The following is a 19,285-nucleotide window of genomic DNA, read 5'->3' as shown; positions in this document are numbered from 1 at the left end:
CCGGGTGCGAGCGGAGCCGCCGCCGGTTCGAGCGGCAGCTCCGCCCGGACCCGCGTGCCACGGGCGCCCTCGAGCACCGGCACCAGGTCGATCGAGCCGCCGTGCAGCTCGCAGATCCAGCGGGCGATGGCGAGGCCGAGCCCGGTGCCGCCGCCGGTGGCATCGAGCGTGCCGAACGGCGCGAACACGTCGGAGGAGCGCTCGAGCGGGATGCCGGGACCGTCGTCCACGACGTCGAGGGTCCAATGTCCCGGCCGGGCCAGCCCGGCCCGCACCCGCACCACTGATCCGTCGGGGCTGTGCCGGACCGCGTTGTCGACGAGGTTCATGACGACCTGCACGAGGCGGCCGCGGTCCGCGACGACAACCAGGTCGGCCGGCTCGACGAGTGTCTCGATCCGCACCTGCTCGTTCCGGGCCGACGGCTCGCCCACTGCCTGCTCGAGCAGCTCCGCCAGGCCTACGTCGCCCAGGTCGAGTGGCGCGGCGCCGCCCTCGATCCGGCTGAGGTCGAGCAGGTCCGCGACGAGGTCACTGAGCCGCTCCGACTGGGTCAGCGCCGCGCGGAGCGCGCTCTCGGGCTCCCGGACGACGCCGTCGGCCAGGTTCTCGAGGAGCGCCCGTTGGGCAGTCAGCGGGGTGCGCAGCTCGTGGGAGACCATGCCGACCAGCTCACGCCGCTGCCGGTCGGCGCTCGCGATGTCGTCGGCCATGGAGTTGAACGCGCGGGCGAGCCGGCCGACCTCGTCGTCCGCGTCGGCCGTCACCCGTTGCGTGTAGTCCCCACTCGCCATCCGAGCGGCGGCCCGGGTCATCTCGCGCAACGGTGCCGTCATGCCACGCGCGAGCCACTGGGTGACGCCGAGGGCAGCGACGATGGTGACCGGCACCGTGAGCCACGGCGGGACACCGGCGCGGTCCCCGACCTCGCTGACGACGGCTGCCACGACGATGCTCACCCCGACGAGCAGGCCGAGCTTCGCCTTGATCGAGCCGACTCCCGCGAGGGGCCGGTCCAGGTCGATCGTGCCCTGTGACACGGATGCCGCCATGGCTCAGACCTCCAGGGCGTAGCCGACGCCGTGCACCGTCCGCACCCGTTCCGGGCCGATCTTCGAGCGCAGGGCCTTGACGTGGCTGTCCAGGGTGCGCGTCCGCCCCGGCTCGGCCCAGCCCCACACCTCCCTCAGCAGGTCGTCGCGCCCGCGGACCACTCCGGGCCGGTCCGCCAGTGCGAGAAGCAGGTCGAACTCGAGGGGGGTGAGGTGCACCTCCGCACCAGCGCTCTCGACGCGACGGCTCGAGACGTCGATCCGCAGACTGCCGAGGGTGCGCACCGGCTGCCGCGTCGCGGCGAGCTCGCGGGCCCGCTGCACCCGGCGCAGCAGGGCCCGGATCCGCGCCACGAGCTCGCGCATCGAGAACGGCTTGGTGACGTAGTCGTCGGCCCCCACGCCGAGACCGACGAGGACGTCGGTCTCGTCCGCCCGCGCGGTCAGCATGAGGACGGGCACCGGGCGCTCGGCCTGGATGCGTCGGCACACCTCGATCCCGTCGAAGCCGGGGAGCATGAGGTCGAGGACCACGAGGTCTGGCGCGCACTCGGAGAACGTCGCCACCGCGCCCGGCCCGTCGCCGGCCGAACACACCGAGAACCCTTCCGCGACAAGGCGCTCCATCAACGCCTCGCGAATCGTCCGGTCGTCCTCGACGACCAGCAGTCGTCCACCCTCGGTCTGTTCCTCGGCCATGAACCCGAGCCTAGGAGTGCCGCTCTGCACGGGCGCGGCACGACCTCTGGAGATCGTGTGAAGATCCGCGCCCTGCGGCGCTGGGCCGGACCGGCCGTAGGGTGGGCGCGTGAGGACCGGACTGGCGAGGCTGTTCTGGGGGCTCGGCGTTCTCTACGCGGCGCTCGTCGTCTGGGCCGCGCTCGTCCTGCCGGACCGCGTCCCAGCGCACTGGGGCAGCGCCGCCCCACCTGACCGGTGGGCGGGGCGGACCGAGACGATCGTCATGTTCGCGCTGCTCGGCATCGTCATGGTGGGCATCTTCGCCGTGCTCCTCGCCCTGGTCTCCCGCAACTCCTCGCTCACCTGGGTGAACCTGCCGAACAAGCAGTTCTGGCAGCGACCCGAGAACCTCCCGTCGGCGCGGCGCCGGTTGGCGGTCGACGTCACCGTCCTTGGCTGCCTCGCCGTCGCGTTCTCCTGCGCCGTGCCGGTCTCGGTGGTGCTGGCGAGCCACACCCCCGGAGGCGCCCTGCCGAGCTGGACCGCCCCGGTCCTCGTGGCATGGGTGTGCCTGACGCTCGGCTACAGCATCTGGATGTCCACCGTCCGCTGGCGCGTCCCGCCGGCTGGCTCGGGCGCCTGAGGACGGCCGAACCACAAAAGGTATGCCGCTCACCCGGCTGGGTGAGCGGCATACCTTTTCGTTGCGGTTGGCTCAGCGCCTCACTGACCGACGCGGAACCGGGCGAACCCGGTGATCTTGGCCCCGGCCTCGTCGGCGACCTTGCCCACGGTCTTCTTCGGGTCCTTGGCGAAGGCCTGCTCGAGCAGGACGTTCTCCTTGAAGTAGCCGCCCACGCGGCCCTCGACGATCTTCGGCAGGGCCGCCTCCGGCTTGCCCTCCTCCTTGGCGGTCGCCTCGGCGAGCCGACGCTCGTTCTCGACCGTCTCGGCCGGCACGTCCTCTCGCGAGAGAACGGTCGGCGAGAAGGCGGCGACGTGCATGGCGATGTCGCGGCCGACCTGCTCGTCGCCACCCTCGACCGCCACGAGCACACCGATCTGTGCCGGGAGGTCGGGGCTGGTCTTGTGCAGGTAGGACGCGACGGTCTCGCCCTCGAGCCGGGCGACGCGCTTGATCTCGATCTTCTCGCCGATCGTCGCGTTGGCATCGTCGAGCAGGTCCTGGACGGTCTTGCCGTCCTGCGTCGTGCTCGTAAGCAGGTCCTCGGCGTTCGTCGCCTTGCTGGCGACAGCCTGGGCGAGGACCTGGTCGGCGAGGTCGATGAACTTCTCACCCTTGGCGACGAAGTCGGTCTCGCAGAGGATCTCGACGAGGGTGCCCACGCCGTCACCGGCGTTGGCGGCCACGAGCCCGTTGGACGTCGTGCGCCCCTCGCGCTTCGTCACGCCCTTGAGGCCCTTGACCCGCAGGATCTCGGCAGCCTTGGTCTGGTCGCCGTCGGCCTCGTCGAGAGCCTTCTTGACGTCGAGCATGCCCGCGCCGGTCTTCTCACGCAGGGCCTTGATGTCAGCGGCGGTGTAGTTCGCCATGTTTGGGTGCTCCTCCTGGAAGGGATGCGGTCGGGTCAGGCCTGCTCGGCGGGGGCCTCGGGAGCCGCCTCGGCAGCCGGAGCCTGGGGAGCGGGGGCCTCTGCAGCCGGGGCCTCGGCCGGAGCCTCGGCCGGCGCAGCGGCCGGAGCCTCGGTCGCGGACGCCTCAGCCGGGGCCTGCCCGGGGGCGGCGTCGGCGTAGAGCTCGCGCTCCCACTCGGCGAGGGGCTCCTCGGTCGTCGCCTCCGCGCCGGAGCGGCCGGACGAGCGCTGGACGAGGCCGTCGGCGACGGCGTCGGCGACCACGCGGGTGAGCAGGGTGACGGAGCGGATGGCGTCGTCGTTGCCCGGGATCTTGTAGTCGACCTCGTCCGGGTCACAGTTCGTGTCGAGGATGGCGATGACCGGCAGGCCGAGCTTGCGGGCCTCGTCGACGGCGAGGTGCTCCTTCTTCGTGTCGACGATCCAGACCGCCGACGGGACCTTGCTCATCGAGCGGATGCCGCCGAGGGTCTTCTCGAGCTTGTCCTTCTCGCGCTTGAGGATGAGCAGCTCCTTCTTCGTGCGGCCGGAGCCCGCGACGTCGTCGAAGTTGATCTCCTCGAGCTCCTTGAGCCGCGACAGGCGCTTGGAGATGGTCTGGAAGTTGGTGAGCATGCCACCGAGCCAGCGGTGGTTGACGTAGGGCATCCCGACGCGGGTCGCCTGCTCGGCGATCGGCTCCTGGGCCTGCTTCTTCGTGCCGACGAACAGGATCGTGCCGCCGTGCGCGACCGTCTCCTTGACGAAGTCGTAGGCGCTGTTGATGTAGGTCAGCGACTGCTGCAGATCGATGATGTAGATGCCGTTGCGCTCCGTCATGATGAAGCGCTTCATCTTGGGGTTCCAGCGACGGGTCTGGTGCCCGAAGTGGACGCCGCTCTCGAGGAGCTGGCGCATGGTGACGACGGCCATGCCGTGTTCTCCTTGTGGTGGTGTTGTCAGTTGTCCGTGAGGCACCCCGCGTGCGCCCCGCCGGCAAGGCGGGCCGGGCTCAGCGGCATACGGCTCACTCCTGGCGCCTGCACGCACCCCACCCGGCCGAGGGCCAGGACTGCCGTGGTGCGCCCCGCCCGCTCCGAGGAGCGGTCGGCAGAAGACGCGCGAATTTTGATCCGGCCACCCGAAGGCGCACCGGACCGCCTCCCATCGTACGACGCCGGGGGTGCGCACGGGAAATCAGCCGGGTCGACCACAATGGACGCCGCCACCCATCCCGATTCCGGAGGACGAGTTGACCAGCTGGACCCAGACGATCCCCGTCTTCGTCGTCTTCGTCGCCCTCGCCTTCGTCCCCGGCTGGTTCGTCGTGCGCGCCTTCGGCTCCCGAGGCATCGAGGCGGTCGCGATCTCCCCGGCGGTCACCGCCGGCGTGCTCGCCGCGTTCGGCACGGTGGCCGGCCGGCTCGGGATCCGGTGGACGTGGCCGGTCGTCCTCGGGTCGGTCGTCGTCGCCGCGCTCGCGGCGTGGCTGCTCGGCGGGTGGCTGGCCCGGTCGCGCGGCGGACGGGACCCGGAGCTGAACGTACGTCGCCGGCTGCTCGGACGGCCACGGCCCGACGTCGTCGTCGCCTGCCTGATCGGCGTCGTCATCGCCCTCGCGACGATGCTGCCCGCCATCGGCCGGCCCGACAACCTCGTCGACTCCCCCGACGCCGTCTACCACCTCAACCGGATCCGCACCTTCCTCGAGTCCGACAACTTCTCGCTGCTGAACCCGACCTTCTACCCCAACGGCTTCCACGCCTGGGTGGGCACGGGCCTCATGGCGCTCGGGACCCCGGTGCTGCCCGGCACCAACGTCGCCACCCTCGTGCTGGCCGCCGTCGTGTGGCCCGTCGGATGCGTCGCGCTCGTGCGCCACGCGCTGGGCACCTCCCTGCTCGTGACGTATGCCGCTGGGTTCGCGTCGGCTGCCTTCCTCACCTTCCCCACCCTCCTGCTCGGCTGGGGCGTGCTGTGGCCGAACATGATGGGCACCGCGATGACGCCCGCCGCGCTCGCCCTCATGCTGCAGGCGGCCCGCACGCGGCAGGTCGGGAAGGTACTGACCTTCGCGGTGTCGCTTCCGGGACTGGCCCTCGTCCACCCGAACGTCGTCGTGTCGCTGCTCGTCTTCGCCCTCGTCTGGTTCGTGGCGGCACGCCTGAGGGCGGGCGTGCTGCACCACCAGCGCTGGGCAACGGTCGTGCGGGACGTCGCCGGTGTCGCGGTGGTGGTGGCTGCCGCGATCGTCGTCGCTCCCTACGTGTCGTCCCGCCTCGCGATGACGCAGTCCTACACGTGGAACGGCCAGGTCTCGGTCTGGACCGCCCTCGTGGAGGTCGTGGGCGGCCGCCTCATGGTGTTCACGGTCCTCTGGGGACTGCTGGTGTTGCTGCTGCTGGGGATGGCGTGGGTGCTGTGGCGGGCACGACGGGCGATCCCGATCATCGCGATGTGGCTGGCCTGTGTCGTGCTCTACGTGCTGGCGGCCTCGTCGACCGCCTCGTGGACCTCCCTCATCACCGGCTACTGGTACAACGACAAGGTCCGGCTCGCCGCCCTCGCGGCCGTGCCCGGTGTCGTGCTCGTGGCGGGCTCGGCACCCATGGTCCGGTTGCTGCTGCAGCGGGGGCTGCGTCGGGTCGGCTCGGTGCGGCGGCAGCCGGTGCTGGCCTCGGCGCTCGCGGCCGGCCTGGCCGTCGCTCTCGTGCCGGGGCTCACCGTCGCGCTGCACGCATCGACGCGGTACCGCCTGCTGCACGACTTCTTCGCGCCCCGGCAGCCGGAGCGGGTGATCCTCAGCACCGCGCAGACGGCCTCGCTCGCGCAGCTCGCGCAGCGGATTCCGGCCGGGCAGGGCGTCGTCGGCCGCCCCGAGAACGGATCGCCGCTCATGTGGGCGCTGTTCGGCACCAACACGCTCTATCGCTCCATCCCGATCCCGAACTTCGGCGACGGCTATCTGATCGGGACCGGCTTCGCGGACCTGGCCTCGCGGCCCGACGTCTGCGCGGCCCTGGCGCGCAACAACGTCCGGTGGGCGATCGGGTCGACGCACACCTACTGGCTGGACCGGCCAGAGCTGACGTCCGGACTCATGCACCTCGACCGAGTCGACGGCGTCGAGAAGGTCGAGACCGTCGGCCAGTACACGCTCTACCGCATCACCGGCTGCGGTCTCGGCTGAGCGTCGCTCAGGGGCAGCAGCACGATGGGACGTCGGGTCAGCAGGGCGAGGGGGTCCAGGTAGGTCTCGCCGCGCCGGACCCCCCAGTGCAGGCAGGTGCTCGGCTGGCAGTGTCCCGCGGTCCCGTCGACGGCGGCGACCGCTTCCCCGCCGCGCACGGAGGTCCCCACCTCGACCTGGTCGCGGACCGGCTCGAAGGTGCTGCGCAGGCCGCCGTCGTGGGTGACGACCACGACGCCGCGCCCAGCGATGGTGCCGGCGAAGCTGACCCGGCCGGGGGTCGGGGACAGGACCCGCTCGCCCACTGACGCAGCGAGGTCGACGCCACGATGGCCTCGGCCCCATCTCTCGTCGGGCGGGTCGAACCCCGCGACGACGCCCGGCTGGGGATCGAGCGGCCACACCCATGCGGTCGGCTGCGGGCCGGATGTCCCCACCGCCGGCACGTTCGCTCGGCGGGGTGGTGCCGTGGGGTCCGTCGACATGGCTGCCGCACCGGCCGACAGGGCCAGCGCAACAACCGCGGACGTGATCGAGGCGAAGGACACGGTGGCACGCTAGGCGTGCCGTGGTCCCCGCGCACCGCGGCCGAGGGCCGCTGTGGACGAGGCCGCGGCCCCTGACCGGTTGTGGACAGCTGCTACTGCCCCGCAAGCGAGTGCAGGCGGCGGCTCGCCTCCACCAGCACCTCGTCGCGCTTGCAGAAGGCGAAACGCAACAGGGTCCGGGCGGCGTCCTGGTCGTCGTGGAAGACGCTGACCGGGATGCCGACGACCCCTGCCCGCTGCGGCAGGTCCCGGGCGAAGGCGACCGCGTCGGTGGCGCCGAGCGGGCTCACGTCGGCGATGACGAAGTAGGTGCCGGACGGGCGGCTGATCGCCAGTCCGGCGTCCGCGAGGGCCATGCAGAGCAGGTCCCGCTTCGCCTGCAGCGAGTCACGCAGCCGCACGTAGGTGTCGTCGCCGAGACCCAGGGCCAGCGCCACGGCCGGCTGGAACGGCCCCGACCCGACGAAGGTGAGGAACTGCTTGACGGTGCGCGCCGCGGTGACGGCCTCCGCCGGCCCGGAGAGCCAACCGACCTTCCACCCCGTTGCCGAGAAGGTCTTGCCCGCCGACGAGATGGTGATGGTTCGGTCGAACATCCCGGGCAGGGTCGCCATGGGGACGTGCTCGAGGCCGTCGAAGACGAGGTGCTCGTAGACCTCGTCCGTGACGACCCAGGCGTCGTGCTCCTTGGCCAGGCCAGCGATCAGCTCCAGCTCGGCCCGCGTGAACACCTTGCCCGTCGGGTTGTGCGGCGTGTTCAGCAGGACCAGCTTCGTCCGCGAGGAGAACGCGGCCCGCAGCGAGGCCTCGTCCACCGCGAAGTCGGGGAAGCGCAGGACGGAGGTGCGACGGGTCGCCCCGGCGAGCGCGATGCAGGCCGCGTACGAGTCGTAGTAGGGCTCGAAGGTGACGACCTCGTCGCCCGGCTCGCACATGGCGAGGATGACCGAGGCGATCGCCTCGGTGGCCCCGACGGTGACGAGGATCTGTGTCCGGGGGTCGACTCGCAGGCCGTAGAAGCGCTCCTGGTGGGCGGAGATCGAGGCGAGCAGCTCCGGCACGCCCGACGCGGGCGGGTACTGGTTGCGGCCGTTCTCGATGGCTGCCTTGGCCGCTGCGAGCATCTCGACGGGCCCGTCGGTGTCGGGGAAGCCCTGGCCGAGGTTGATGCTGTCCGTCTCGATGGCCAGCGCCGACATCTCGGCAAAGATCGTCTCGCCGTAGGGGTGCATGCGGGAGACCAGTGGCAGATCCATGCCGTCGACCATACTCAGCGGGCAGCCTCCGGAGCGGCCGGTCAGCCAGCGAGCGGCACGGACTCCAGCCACGCGCTGGTCACCTCGGTCGACCTGCAGACCTTCAGCGTGACCTCGGCCCGCAGCGGCGACCCGACCAGAACGGCCCGGCACACCGCGACCCGGCCGCGGCTCTCGATGTGAGCCACCAGGTCGCGTACCTGCTCGGACATGTGCTTCGTGAGGACCCCGATGCGGCGGCCGTCGAGGCGCACCTCGACCGCCTCGTGGGGCGTCGCACGCGGCGTCCTGGCCTCCTGCACCAGGTGCAGCGTCACCGCCAGGTGACGAGGCGCGTCACCGACGTAGCGGGTCAACGTCTCCATCTGGTTCTCCTCCCCGGTCACCTGAATGCTGCCGCCGGCCGGGATCACGGTGTGGGGCTCGTCGGGCAGCGGGTTGACGGGGCGCACGCCCGTCGGGGGCGGCAGGAGCACGGTGACGCGGATCGAGATCCGCCCGACCCGCTCTCCCTGTCCGACGGTAGGGACCGAGGCGCCCGGCAGCCGCGCCCACACCCGCGCCGGCACCTCCAGGTGCGCCCCGTCATCGGCAAGCTCCCCCAGCGGGCCCGCGTAGTGCGCCGCGTCCTCCCGGCTGAGATATCCGACGTGCTGCCCCTCGGCCCAGACCGCCACCGCGTTCGGGTCGAAGGGGTTCTCTGGGTCCGGAGCGAGCTGCGCCGTGACATCGGTCAGCTCCTCACCCTCCGCCGTGAGGCGTCGTTCGTGCGCACCGTAGAGCGTGCGGATCGCGTCCTCGCGGTAGGTCTCGCCGACGACTTCCGTCCGGAGCCGTTCTGCTGCCCATGGGCTGGTTGCGGCGCCGCGGGGGCGGGCGGGCAGATGCGCGGGACCCGGCTCGGCCAGCAGCGGCGTCGCCGCTGCGTCCTCCTCGCCGACGACTGCCCTGTCGGTGTGGGTCGTGAAGGACGTCGCACCCGTCGACGGCATGACGACGATCGTGAAGTCCTTCAGGGCACTGCGGCGCCGGTCGGTGCCCGCCCCGGCGCGTGTGTACACGAGGCCGCACGCCCCGGCGACGACGAACCCTGCCAGGGCCCCGCCGACGTTCCCGCCGCTCAGGGAGCCCAGGGCACCCACGAGGAAGAAGCCCGCAACGACGATCGCCCAGGTACGCCGGCTGGGGGGCGCGCTCATCGCTGCCCCGCCATGGCGCCGCGCAGCCGGGACCGGCGCAGGACGAGGGCGCCCGTGCGCCCGACCTGATGCCCGCCACTGTCGAGCGCGCCTCCTGCAGAGCCCATCCCGGTCGGTGGAGTCCCCCTGAGTCGCATGGCGCCAGAGCCTAGGACGCGTCGGGCGCGACGTCAGCGAAACGGGCATAACGGGCCCATCCCGTGCTCACGCCCGTGGGTGCGCCTGCTGGTAGCTCTGTCGGAGGCGGTCGACCGACACATGGGTGTAGATCTGCGTCGTGGCGAGGCTCGCATGGCCGAGCAGCTCCTGGACCATCCGCAGGTCGGCGCCGCCCTCCAGCAGGTGGGTGGCCGCGCTGTGCCGCAGGCCGTGCGGACCGAGGTCGGGGGCGTCAGGCAGGTGCGAGAGGAGCTCGTGCACGACCGCGCGGACCTGCCTCGGGTCGACGCGATGGCCCCGTCGGCCCAGGAAGAGGGCCGGGCCGGAACCCGGTCGGACCAGCCGACCACGGACCGTCAGCCATTGCTCGAGCGCACGGCCGGCGGGGAGGCCGAACGGGACCACCCGCTCCTTGCCGCCCTTGCCCATCACCCGAACGGTGCGCTGCCCCATATCGATGTCGTCCACGTCGAGGGCAGCCAGCTCACCGACGCGAATGCCGCTCGCGTAGAGGAGCTCGAGGATCGCCCGGTCCCGGTGGTGGACCGGGTCCTGGTCGTCGGCCCGGACGGCTGCGAGGTCGAGGAGCTCATCGGCTTCAGCCTGTTTGAGGACGCCGGGCAGGGTGCGGGTGCGCTTCGGGGCCACGAGCCGCAGCGACGGATCGGCCGGCATGCGTCCGGTGTGCTCGGCCCATGTGAAGAAGGTCCGTGCGGCGGCGGCTCGGCGCGCCAGCGTCGAACGAGCGGCACCGGCATCGGCCTGTGCGCCGAGCCAGGACCGCAGGTCGGCGAGGCGGGTCTCCGGAAGCTCTTCGATCCCCTGCTCGCCGAGGTGGGCCAGCAGGTGGCGGATGTCACCGAGGTAGGCGCGGACGGTGTGGGCCGACCGGCCGCGTTCGGACCGGAGGTGCCGAGCGAAGGCGTCGACCACCTCGGCGCATCGGCCGGGGAGGGCCGACCCCTCGCCCCCCGCCCGGGCCCCGCCGGTCCGGTCGCCTTCCATCCGGTCGCTCACCGTGGCACCATCGCAAACCGCCGAGTGGACCACAAGCACCGGCCTCGCGTGGCGGCCGTCGCGGCGCGTCAGGTGCCGCGACGCAGCTTGCGCCAGCGCCCGTCCTTCTTGACTGCGAAGCCACCGTCCTCGAGACGCCCCAGAGCGGCGAGCACCACCATCGGTGCCAGGGCGGTGGCGCTCAGCAGCGCGTCGAGGTCGATGCCACCACTGCGGGGCAGCGACTCGTGCACCCTGGCTGTGTCGGGGTCGAGGTCGTCCTCCGGCAGCGGCTGCTCGCGCGGCTCGGCGAGCACGCCCTGCCCGATCGGGCTGACCAGCTCAACCACCTCTGCGGCGCTGGTCACCAGGGTGGCCTCCCCCTTCCTGATCGCGTTGTGGCACCCTGCCGACATCATCGAAGTGACGGGCCCCGGCACGGCGCCGACCGGGCGATTGAGCTCGACGGCCCGGTTCATGGTCTGGAGCGACCCCGACCGGAGGCCGGCCTCGACCACGACCGTTCCGGTCGTCATGGCGGCGATCAGCCGGTTGCGCGCGAGGAACCGCGAGCCCATGGGGGCGCTGCCGGGCGCGACCTCCGACACGATGCAACCGGTCTGCGCGATCCGGCGCAGGAGCATGGCGTGAGCAGCCGGGTAGACGCGGTCGACGCCGTTCGCGAGGACTGCGACGGTGGCACCGTCCACGGCGAGTGCCCCCCGGTGAGCCGCGCCGTCGATGCCGTAGGCAGCGCCGGACACGATGGCCCAGCCCGCCATGACGAGGCCCGCGGCGAGCTCGGAGGACTGGCTCTCGCCATAGGACGTGGCGGACCGTGCACCGACGATGGCGACCGAGCGTGCAGTTGCTTCGTCGAGGCGCAACGGACCGCGGACCCAGAGGCACCAGGGCGGGATGGGCAGGTCCTCGAGCCGGTTGGGCCACTCGTCGTCTCCGGGGATGACGAGTCGGGCGCCCACCGTGGCCGCGATCTGCGCGTCGCGCCGGACATCGAGTCGCCGGACCCGCTCGGCGAAGCGCTCCCATCGCCCCTCCCCCGAGCTGATCCGCCGGAGCGCCTCGACCGGGCCGTGGTCCGCGATCACGGCGTGCACGGCCCTGTCGGTGGGCTCCGCGAGGCGGGACAGGGCCGCCCGCGCCCACCGGTCGTCGGCCCCCTCTCCCGCGGTCACGCGGCCACCGCCATCTGGGTCCGGAGCGACAGGGCCATGTCGACGGCGTCCCGCCCGGGGCGCTGGAGCCCCGTGAGGTCGGCGATCGTCCACGCCGTCCGCAGGGTGCGGTCGTAGCCCCGCAGACTGATCGTCCCGTGCTCGAGGCCGCGGTCGAGGCTCCGCGCGTCGGACGCGGGCAGGCGCCACGGCGGGCGCCGCAGCACCGACCCCGGCACGGCGGAGTTCACGGCGGGCTCCGCCTCGAGCACCGCGGCCCAACGCTCGTGCTGGACCGCGCGGGCCTGACGGACGCGGGCGGCCACCACCTCGCTCGGCTCGCCGACCGGCTGGGCCGCGAGCGCGAGCCCCGGCGCCTGCACGTGCACCTGCAGGTCGACGCGGTCGAGCAGCGGTCCGGAGATCTTGGCGAAGTAGTTGCGTCGCGCGAGGGGTGTGCACGTGCAGTCGAGTCCCTTGCCCCACCCGTTGCCGCACGGGCACGGGTTCGCGGCGAGGACGAGCTGGAAGCGGGAGGGGAACGTGACGGACTCCCGAGCGCGCGCGATCGTCACGACCCCTCGCTCGATCGGGGTGCGCAGTGCCTGCAGGACCGACTTGGAGAACTCCGGTGTCTCGTCGAGGAACAGCACGCCGCGATGCGCCTGCGTGATCGCACCCGGTCGGACGTGCCCGCTGCCGCCGCCGATGACGGCCGCCATCGACGCTCCGTGGTGCGGCGCGACGAACGGCGGCCGGCGGATCAGTCGGGCGTCGCTGCCGAGGGCACCGAGGACTGAGTGGATCGCCGTGACCTCCATCGCCTCGGCGTCGTCGAGCCCGGGCAGCAGCCCGGGAAGACGCTCGGCCAGCATCGTCTTGCCGGCGCCGGGCGGGCCGGCCAGCAGCAGATGGTGGCCGCCGGCCGCAGCGATCTCGAGGGCGAGCTTCGCCTCCGTCTGCCCGAGGACGTCCCGCAGGTCGAGGACTGCGCCGTCAGAACAGGCCGGTTCCACGGCCGGCACGGCCACCTCCCGCACGGGCCTGCCCCGGTCGAGCGCCTGGTAGCGGGCCACCAGCTCCGCCACCCGTGCGACAGGGTGCACCTTGACCCCCGAGACGAGTCGCGCCTCCGCGGCGTTGTCGACCGGCACGACGACGTGGCGCACCCCGGCCAGGGCCGCCGCGTGGACCGCCGGGAGCACCCCCGGCACGGACCGGACCGACCCGTCGAGCCCCAGCTCGCCGAGGTGCAGCACCTCCTCGACGACACGCCCGGGGATCACACCCAGGGCCGCGCCGACGGCCACGAACGTGGCCAGGTCGAAGCCGGTGCCGATCTTGCGCAGACCGGCAGGAGACAGGTTGACGGTGACCCGCCGCTGGGCGACGTGGATGCCCACGGCCGACGCTGCTGCCTTGATCCGGTCGGGTGACTGGGCGACGGCGGAGTCACCGAGCCCGCTGATGACGAAGGCCGGCAGCCCGGCTGCCACGTGGGCCTCGACGTCGACGAGGAAGCCGGTGACGCCGCGAAGCCCGACGGACCGGGTCCGCCCCAGGCCGCTCACTGGACCGCCCTCAGGTGCTCGATCCGCGCCGGGCCGCTGCGCGGCCGCAGGATCGACACGACGTCGATCCGCGATGGGCGGCCCCGCCACTGGACGTCGGCGGCCTCGCGCCAGAGGCCGCTGAGCAGGCGGAGCCGGGCGAGCTTGAGGCGGGTGACGGCCTCGAACGGCGCCCCGAACGCCTGGGTCGTGCGCGTCTTGACCTCGACGAACACCAGGCACTCCTCGTCGAGCGCGACGATGTCGATCTCGCCCCGAACGCACCGCCAGTTGCGGTCGAGGATCATCAGGCCGCGGTCACGCAGGTAGCGCTCCGCGAGGCGCTCGCCGTACTGTCCGAGCGCTCGGGTCGCTCGTGCCGGGCTGCGATGAGCTGTGGCTGGGAGGTTCATGGGCCCCAGCCTGCGGCCCGAGGTCGCCGCCGCGAAAGCGGGTCCTTGGCGCCTGTGGACGGCCCGCGCGGCGACGTAGGGGTGTGGACAGGACGAGGGACCTCAGCCCGCCGTCACCCCACTGCACCACCCGGCCTGAGCCAGCGGAGCGGCATACGGCTCAACCGCCGAAGTCGCCTGACTCCGGGAGCTTGATGTCGGGCTTCGGCAGCTCCTCGATGTTGACATCCTTGAACGTCACCACGCGCACGTTCTTGACGAACCGCGCGGGACGGTAGATGTCCCACACCCATGCGTCGCTCATCGTGACGTCGAAGAACACCTCACCACCGTCGGTGCGGACCTTCATGTCGACGGAGTTGGCGAGGTAGAAGCGGCGCTCGGTCTCGACGACGTGGGTGAACAGGCCCACGACGTCGCGGTACTCCTTGTAGAGCTGCAGCTCCATCTCGGTCTCGTACTTCTCGAGATCTTCCGAACTCACCGACCACTCACCCGACCGTCGTTCCCGTTGGGCCACCCGGGATGGGCGCCGCCACCTGCCCATCATGCCCGACACCGGGCAGCCGCCACGACCGGCGGTGCAGCTCGCAGGGCCCGAGCCGAGCGAGCGCGTCCATGTGCTCGGGCGCCGCGTACCCCTTGTTGAGGTGCCAGCCGTATGAGGGGTGCTCGGCTCCCAGCTCGACCATGATCGTGTCCCGCTCCACCTTTGCCAGCACGCTGGCCGCGGCGACCGAAGAGCACTTCATGTCGGCCTTGATCATCGTCGAGACCGGCGGGGTCGCCGGTCCCGCGGGCTCGGTGAACGCGAGCAGCCCCACGTCAGTCGGAGCGGTGAGCCAGTCGTGGTTGCCGTCGAGGATGACGAGGTCGGGGGTCAGCTCGATGGCGGCGAGGGCGCGCAGGCCGGCGAGGCGCAGGGCCGCCATGATCCCGATCTCGTCGATCTCCTCGGGGCTCGAGTGACCGACGCCATGGGCCACGGCCCACCGGTGGATCCGCGGGACGAGGCCGCGGCGGGCCCGCTCGGTCAGCAGCTTGGAGTCGCGCACCCCGGTCGGGGCACTGCGCACGGTCTCGTCGATGACGACGACCCCGACGCTGACCGGTCCGGCGAGGGCGCCGCGGCCTACCTCGTCCATCCCGGCGAGCAGGCGGTGTCCCTGGCGCTGCAGCTGTCGCTCGACCCGCAGGGACGGCTTCTTGGAGGGAACGGCTCGGGCCGGCGTCATGACGCCTCAGGACGCCTTTGCCGTCGTCTTCGCGGGCGCGGGTCGCGTCGTGGGGCCGGTCGCCTTGCCCGTGGCCGGCGCCGTGGGCAGCTGGGTCGGTGAGACGGAGGAGGGCGCCGGGACCTTGTCGAACGTCCGGGCCGGCACCCCGAGCCATGTCACGTGGTCGATCGGCCAGACGATGAACAGGGCGCGCCCGACGATCTTGGACATCGGCACCGAGCCGTCCTTGCCGCCCGTGCCGTCGTCGTGGAACCGCGAGTCGGACGAGTCGGAACGGTGGTCGCCCATGACCCACACCGAGTCGGCCGGGACGATGATGTCGAAGGGCTCGTCGCTGGGGTGGTCGCCGGGCTTGATGTACGGCTCGGTGACCTCCACCCCGTTGACCTTGATCTTGCCCTTGCCGTCGGCCTGCACGTGGTCGCCCGGGAGCCCGATGACCCGCTTGATGAGGTGGTTCTCGGAGTCCTCGGGGAGCAGCCCGACGAAGACGAGCACGTCGTGGAAGGGCCCGCCGAACGTCGAGTGCTGGTTGTACTGCGCTCCCTGCAGCCAGGGGCGGGGGGTGCCGGGGTCCTCGAAGACGACGACGTCGCCCCGGCGCAGCTCGAACGGCCCGGGGGTCAGCTTGCTGACGATGACCCGGTCGTCGGGGACGAGGGTGTCCTCCATCGACCCGGACGGGATGTAGAAGGCCTGGAAGAGCCACGTCTTGACGACGAACGAGAGCACCATCGCGAGGACGACCACGATGACGATCTCGCGCAGTCCGGCGAGAATCGAGGCGCCGAAGCTGCGGGGCGCCTCGTCGACGTACTCCCCCTCGATCGGCTCCTCAGCGTCGACGGCCGACCCGGACGGAGTTGCATCCTGGGGGCGCTCGGGTTGCTGCGTCGACATCACTGACCGTTTCGTGGAATCGCGGACAAGGGGACTTGCGAGAGGGTACCGATCCGACCGGGCGGCCAGTATCGCACCCAAACCTGACCGATGATGTCCTCTTCCGGGACCATGCCGCCACCGGGCGCACCCAGCTGGGAACGGGAGTCCGCCGACTCGGACCTGTGGTCCCCCATCACCCAGACCCGCCCGGGCGGCAGGGTCACGTCGAACGTCGTCGCGCTCGGCTTGTCTCCCGGGTAGAGATAGGGCTCGTCCACCGGGACACCGTTGACGACGAGGCGCCCGTCCTCGGCACAGCAGCGCACGTGGTCGCCGGGCAGGCCGACGACCCGTTTGACGTAGTCGGTGTCGGAGCCCTGGCCGACGAGGCTCGCGACGGCGTCGGACACCCGCTGCAGCAGGCTCGGCGTGCCCTCGTCGAGGTTGAACGCCTTCGAGGCGTCGAAGACGATCACGTCCCCCCGGCGCAGGTCCTGAGACGAGCCGAGGCGGCTGACGAGGATGCGGTCGCCGATCTGGAGGGTGGGCTCCATCGACCCGCTCGGGATCGAGAAGGGCGCCGCGACGAACGCGCGCACGAGGAGGACTGTGACGACGAACCCGACCACCGGGACGAGCCAGCGCAGCCGGCGGTCCCGGCCGCTCCGGCGCCGCTCGTGGCGGGGCACGTCGGTGACCTCCGCGCGGTCCGCCTGGGGGGACGGCAACGGCGCGGTGGGACTCACCTGCCGGTCCTGCCGCTCGCTCGTCGAGGAGCCAGGGGCCGGCTGCGCCCCACCGCGCCGTCCGAAGATCAACGCGCCGATGTCACTGGGACTTGCTGGCCGCCTTGGCCGGCACGGTGTCGCGCTTCTCCTTGATCTTGGCGGCCTTGCCACGCAGGCCACGCAGGTAGTACAGCTTCGCCCGACGGACGTCACCACGGGTGACGACCTCGATCCTGTCGATGATCGGGGTGTGGAGCGGGAAGGTCCGCTCGACGCCGACACCGAAGGAGACCTTTCGGACGGTGAAGGTCTCGCCGACACCACCGCCGTGGCGACGGATCACGATGCCCTGGAAGACCTGGACCCGGGAGCGCGTGCCCTCGATGACCTTGACGTGAACCTTGACGGTGTCGCCGGCCCGGAACTCCGGCACGTCGTCACGCATCGACGCGGCGTTGAGCTCGTCGAACTTGTGCATGGCTGCTTCGCTTTCTCACGGTGCCACAGGTCACCGGGGTGTCATCTGCCTCGAGACGTCCGTCGGGCCACGTCGACCCGGTCGGAGACCGAGCCGCACTCCCCCTGTGGCAGGGGCCGTCGAGTCCGGACGCAAGGAGCAATTCTGCCAGAGACGGTGCCGTCGGTGAAATTGCCCGGCGGCCCGGCCCGGCTGGCGTGCGCGACCCGCCCAGCGGCATACCGTGTCGTCGTGACGATCAACCCGGGCTGGTCGGTCTACGTCGCCCTGGCCGTGCTCCTTGCGGTGACCGTGGGAGCCAATCAGGCCGCCCGACTGGGCCTGGGCCGCGACGCCGTCGTCGCGGGGGTCCGTGCCGTCGTCCAGCTCACCCTGGCCGCCGGGATCATCACGTTCGTCGTCCGCTCGATCTGGTGGTCGGTCGTCGCGCTCCTCGGCATGTTCGTCATGGCGGTGCTCACCACGTGCCGGCGGGTGGAGGCGCCAGGCGCCTGGCCGTGGGCCGCCGCGGCCATGGCGTGCGGCATCGTGCCCGTGCTGGCGATCCTGCTCGCGACGCGGACGATCCCGATCGAGGGGATCGCCCTGATCCCCGTGGTGGGGATTGTGCTCGGCAACACGATGACGGTGCACACCCTGGTCGGGAGGCGCTCCTTCGCAGCACTGCGGGAGGAGATGGGGCAGTACGAGGCGGGTCTGTCGCTCGGCCTGCTGCCGCACCAGGCGATCGACGAGATCATCGGCCGACGGGTGCCGGAGGGCCTCATGCCGAGCCTCGACCAGGTGCGGACCTCGGGGGTGGTCACGCTCCCCGGCGCGTTCATCGGCGTCATGCTCGGCGGCGGCAGTGCGGTCCAGGCCGCGACCGCCCAGGTGCTCGTCCTGTTCGCGATCATGGCGACGCAGAGCATCACGGCCGGGGTCGAGGCGCGCCTGATCCGTGCACGCCGGCTCCTGCCGACGGACCTCGCCGGCTCACTCGTATCGTGACAGCCGCTTGACCCAGTACCCGCTGGTCGGGCGGTAGCCCGCCCGCCGGTAGGTCCGCGTCCGCGCGTCCGTCGGGCGCGGGTCGTCCAGCACCAGCTGCCGTATGCCGCTCACCGCGCTCTGCGCCGCGACGTCGAGCAGGTGCCGGGCGAGCTCGTCCCCCGCGAGGTCGGGGACGAGGGCCGGTGCCGTGACGTGCAACGTCTCGCCGTCCGCCTCGACGCGGACGGCACCGAGGAGCCGGCCGCCCCGCCGGGCGAGCCACGTCGTCCCGGTGTCCAGCTCGGCACGGAGCGACTCCAGGGTCGGCCCGCGCCCGGCAGCGTGCAGGACGGTGAGCAGCTCCGGCAGGTCACCGGACACGGCCGTGGCCACGTCGACGTCCTGGCCGACGGAGGACGGGTGGAGCAGGTCCGGACGGCGGGCGGCTGTGCGAGCGAGCCGTTGCTCGTGCCGCCACTGGGCGATCGCAGCGTGGTTGCCCGACAGGAGGACCTCGGGCACGGACCGGCCCCGCCACTCCCGGGGCTTCGTGTAGATCGGGTACTCGAGCAGGCCGTCCTCGTGGGACTCCTCGACGAGGGACTCGGCGTTGCCGATGACGCCCGGCACGAGGCGGGCGACGGCCTCGACGATCGCCAGGACCGCCACCTCTCCCCCGTTGAGCACGTAGTCACCGAGGCTGACGACCGAGACGTCGACGCCGAGGTCCTCCCGCGCGAACTCGTAGACGCGCTCGTCGATCCCCTCGTAGCGGCCACATGCGAAGGCCAGCCAGGGCTCGGCGGCCAGCTCCCGCGCCAGCGCCTGCGTGAACGGCGCGCCGCCTGGACCGGGCACGACGAGTCGGGGCCGCTTCGTGGTCGGCGGATCGGCTTGTGCGGCAACGTGTTCGAGCGCCTCTGCCCACGGCTGGGGCTTCATGACCATGCCGGCCCCACCCCCGTAGGGCGTGTCGTCGACGGTGCGATGCCGGTCGTGCGTGAAGTCACGCAGGTCGTGGACGTGCACGTCGAGCAGCCCGTCCTGCCGCGCCTTGCCGATGAGCGAGAGGTCGAGGGGCGAGAGGTAGTCGGGAAAGATCGACACGACGTCGATCCGCAGGGCCGCGGGCATGGGGGGAATTGTGCCAGCCGCCGTCCCAGCCCCACCGTCGAGTGAGCGCGAACTCCGGTT

The 19,285-nt window shown here is 72.0% G+C and carries 21 protein-coding genes; 3 read left to right on the top strand and 18 right to left on the bottom strand.

What is annotated here, in order from left to right; all coding sequences use genetic code 11:
- The coding region (locus tag N864_RS10025) for a HAMP domain-containing sensor histidine kinase (protein WP_240474283.1) at positions 1-1,052 on the bottom strand (1,052 nt) is incomplete at its 3' end.
- Between the two features lie 3 nt (positions 1,053-1,055).
- The gene (locus N864_RS10020) at positions 1,056-1,751 is read right to left on the bottom strand and encodes a response regulator transcription factor (protein WP_034716049.1); all 696 of its coding nucleotides are present in this window, start codon (positions 1,749-1,751) and stop codon (positions 1,056-1,058) included.
- Positions 1,752-1,860: 109 nt separating this feature from the next.
- Here N864_RS10020 and N864_RS10015 point away from each other — a divergent pair, with 109 nt between their 5' ends.
- Complete coding sequence (locus N864_RS10015; RefSeq protein ID WP_034716048.1) at positions 1,861-2,376, top strand: DUF1648 domain-containing protein; 516 nt, start codon at positions 1,861-1,863, stop codon at positions 2,374-2,376.
- 80 nt (positions 2,377-2,456) lie between these two features.
- Here the strand turns inward: N864_RS10015 and tsf are convergent, their stop codons facing one another.
- Entirely contained in the window at positions 2,457-3,287 is an 831-nt protein-coding gene (gene tsf / locus N864_RS10010) for a translation elongation factor Ts (RefSeq protein WP_034716046.1), read from the bottom strand.
- A 35-nt stretch (positions 3,288-3,322) separates the two neighbouring features.
- Positions 3,323-4,240, bottom strand: a complete 918-nt coding sequence (rpsB, locus tag N864_RS10005) for a 30S ribosomal protein S2 (protein WP_034716044.1) — start codon at positions 4,238-4,240, stop codon at positions 3,323-3,325.
- A gap of 319 nt (positions 4,241-4,559) precedes the next feature.
- On the opposite strand from rpsB, the gene N864_RS10000 reads away from it, so the two are divergent.
- Entirely contained in the window at positions 4,560-6,497 is a 1,938-nt protein-coding gene (locus N864_RS10000; RefSeq protein WP_155892894.1) for a DUF6541 family protein, read from the top strand.
- Here N864_RS10000 and N864_RS09995 read toward each other — a convergent pair.
- The 13 genes from N864_RS09995 to rplS form a co-directional block, all read right to left on the bottom strand.
- On the bottom strand, positions 6,467-7,045 hold the full coding sequence (locus N864_RS09995) for a murein hydrolase activator EnvC family protein (RefSeq protein ID WP_034716042.1): 579 nt from the start codon (positions 7,043-7,045) through the stop codon (positions 6,467-6,469). The genes N864_RS10000 and N864_RS09995 overlap by 31 nt on opposite strands.
- Positions 7,046-7,137: 92 nt before the next feature.
- The gene (locus N864_RS09990; protein ID WP_205620909.1) at positions 7,138-8,301 is read right to left on the bottom strand and encodes a pyridoxal phosphate-dependent aminotransferase; all 1,164 of its coding nucleotides are present in this window, start codon (positions 8,299-8,301) and stop codon (positions 7,138-7,140) included.
- A gap of 41 nt (positions 8,302-8,342) precedes the next feature.
- A complete protein-coding gene (locus tag N864_RS09985) occupies positions 8,343-9,500 on the bottom strand; it encodes an HIRAN domain-containing protein (RefSeq protein ID WP_034716041.1) in 1,158 nt (385 codons plus the stop codon).
- Positions 9,497-9,637, bottom strand: a complete 141-nt coding sequence (locus N864_RS25050) for a hypothetical protein (protein WP_162164522.1) — start codon at positions 9,635-9,637, stop codon at positions 9,497-9,499. The genes N864_RS09985 and N864_RS25050 overlap by 4 nt, the downstream gene beginning before the upstream one ends.
- Positions 9,638-9,704: 67 nt before the next feature.
- Positions 9,705-10,676: a tyrosine recombinase XerC gene (locus tag N864_RS09980; RefSeq protein WP_240474282.1), complete on the bottom strand. Its 972-nt coding sequence runs from the start codon at positions 10,674-10,676 to the stop codon at positions 9,705-9,707.
- Between the two features lie 68 nt (positions 10,677-10,744).
- Positions 10,745-11,851 (bottom strand): DNA-processing protein DprA, encoded by a 1,107-nt coding sequence (gene dprA / locus N864_RS09975; protein ID WP_034716038.1) that lies wholly within the window; start codon positions 11,849-11,851, stop codon positions 10,745-10,747.
- The gene (locus N864_RS09970; RefSeq protein WP_034716036.1) at positions 11,848-13,401 is read right to left on the bottom strand and encodes a YifB family Mg chelatase-like AAA ATPase; all 1,554 of its coding nucleotides are present in this window, start codon (positions 13,399-13,401) and stop codon (positions 11,848-11,850) included. Before N864_RS09970 ends, dprA begins: the two co-directional genes overlap by 4 nt.
- Complete coding sequence (locus N864_RS09965; RefSeq protein WP_034716034.1) at positions 13,398-13,793, bottom strand: YraN family protein; 396 nt, start codon at positions 13,791-13,793, stop codon at positions 13,398-13,400. Before N864_RS09965 ends, N864_RS09970 begins: the two co-directional genes overlap by 4 nt.
- Before the next feature lie 160 nt (positions 13,794-13,953).
- Complete coding sequence (locus N864_RS09960) at positions 13,954-14,277, bottom strand: DUF2469 domain-containing protein (protein WP_034716032.1); 324 nt, start codon at positions 14,275-14,277, stop codon at positions 13,954-13,956.
- Between the two features lie 7 nt (positions 14,278-14,284).
- Complete coding sequence (locus N864_RS09955) at positions 14,285-15,028, bottom strand: ribonuclease HII (RefSeq protein WP_034716030.1); 744 nt, start codon at positions 15,026-15,028, stop codon at positions 14,285-14,287.
- Positions 15,029-15,034: 6 nt separating this feature from the next.
- The gene (gene lepB / locus N864_RS09950) at positions 15,035-15,931 is read right to left on the bottom strand and encodes a signal peptidase I (protein WP_034716028.1); all 897 of its coding nucleotides are present in this window, start codon (positions 15,929-15,931) and stop codon (positions 15,035-15,037) included.
- The gene (gene lepB, locus N864_RS09945; protein ID WP_205620908.1) at positions 15,931-16,659 is read right to left on the bottom strand and encodes a signal peptidase I; all 729 of its coding nucleotides are present in this window, start codon (positions 16,657-16,659) and stop codon (positions 15,931-15,933) included. The genes lepB (N864_RS09950) and lepB (N864_RS09945) overlap by 1 nt, the downstream gene beginning before the upstream one ends.
- Positions 16,660-16,741: 82 nt before the next feature.
- Complete coding sequence (gene rplS, locus N864_RS09940) at positions 16,742-17,119, bottom strand: 50S ribosomal protein L19 (RefSeq protein WP_034716027.1); 378 nt, start codon at positions 17,117-17,119, stop codon at positions 16,742-16,744.
- 165 nt (positions 17,120-17,284) lie between these two features.
- On the opposite strand from rplS, the gene N864_RS09935 reads away from it, so the two are divergent.
- Entirely contained in the window at positions 17,285-18,109 is an 825-nt protein-coding gene (locus tag N864_RS09935; protein WP_338033632.1) for an ABC transporter permease, read from the top strand.
- Here the strand turns inward: N864_RS09935 and trmD are convergent.
- Positions 18,095-19,225, bottom strand: coding sequence for a tRNA (guanosine(37)-N1)-methyltransferase TrmD (trmD, locus tag N864_RS09930; RefSeq protein ID WP_034716025.1), 1,131 nt, complete (start codon positions 19,223-19,225; stop codon positions 18,095-18,097). The two genes, N864_RS09935 and trmD, sit on opposite strands and share 15 nt — an antisense overlap.
- Positions 19,226-19,285 lie beyond the last annotated feature (60 nt).

The organism is Intrasporangium chromatireducens Q5-1 (assembly GCF_000576575.1).
In the GTDB taxonomy this organism is placed as follows: Bacteria; Actinomycetota; Actinomycetes; order Actinomycetales; family Dermatophilaceae; genus Intrasporangium_A; species Intrasporangium_A chromatireducens.
The sequence above is the reverse complement of the archived record's forward strand: the minus strand, read 5'-3'. Positions and strand labels throughout refer to the sequence as shown.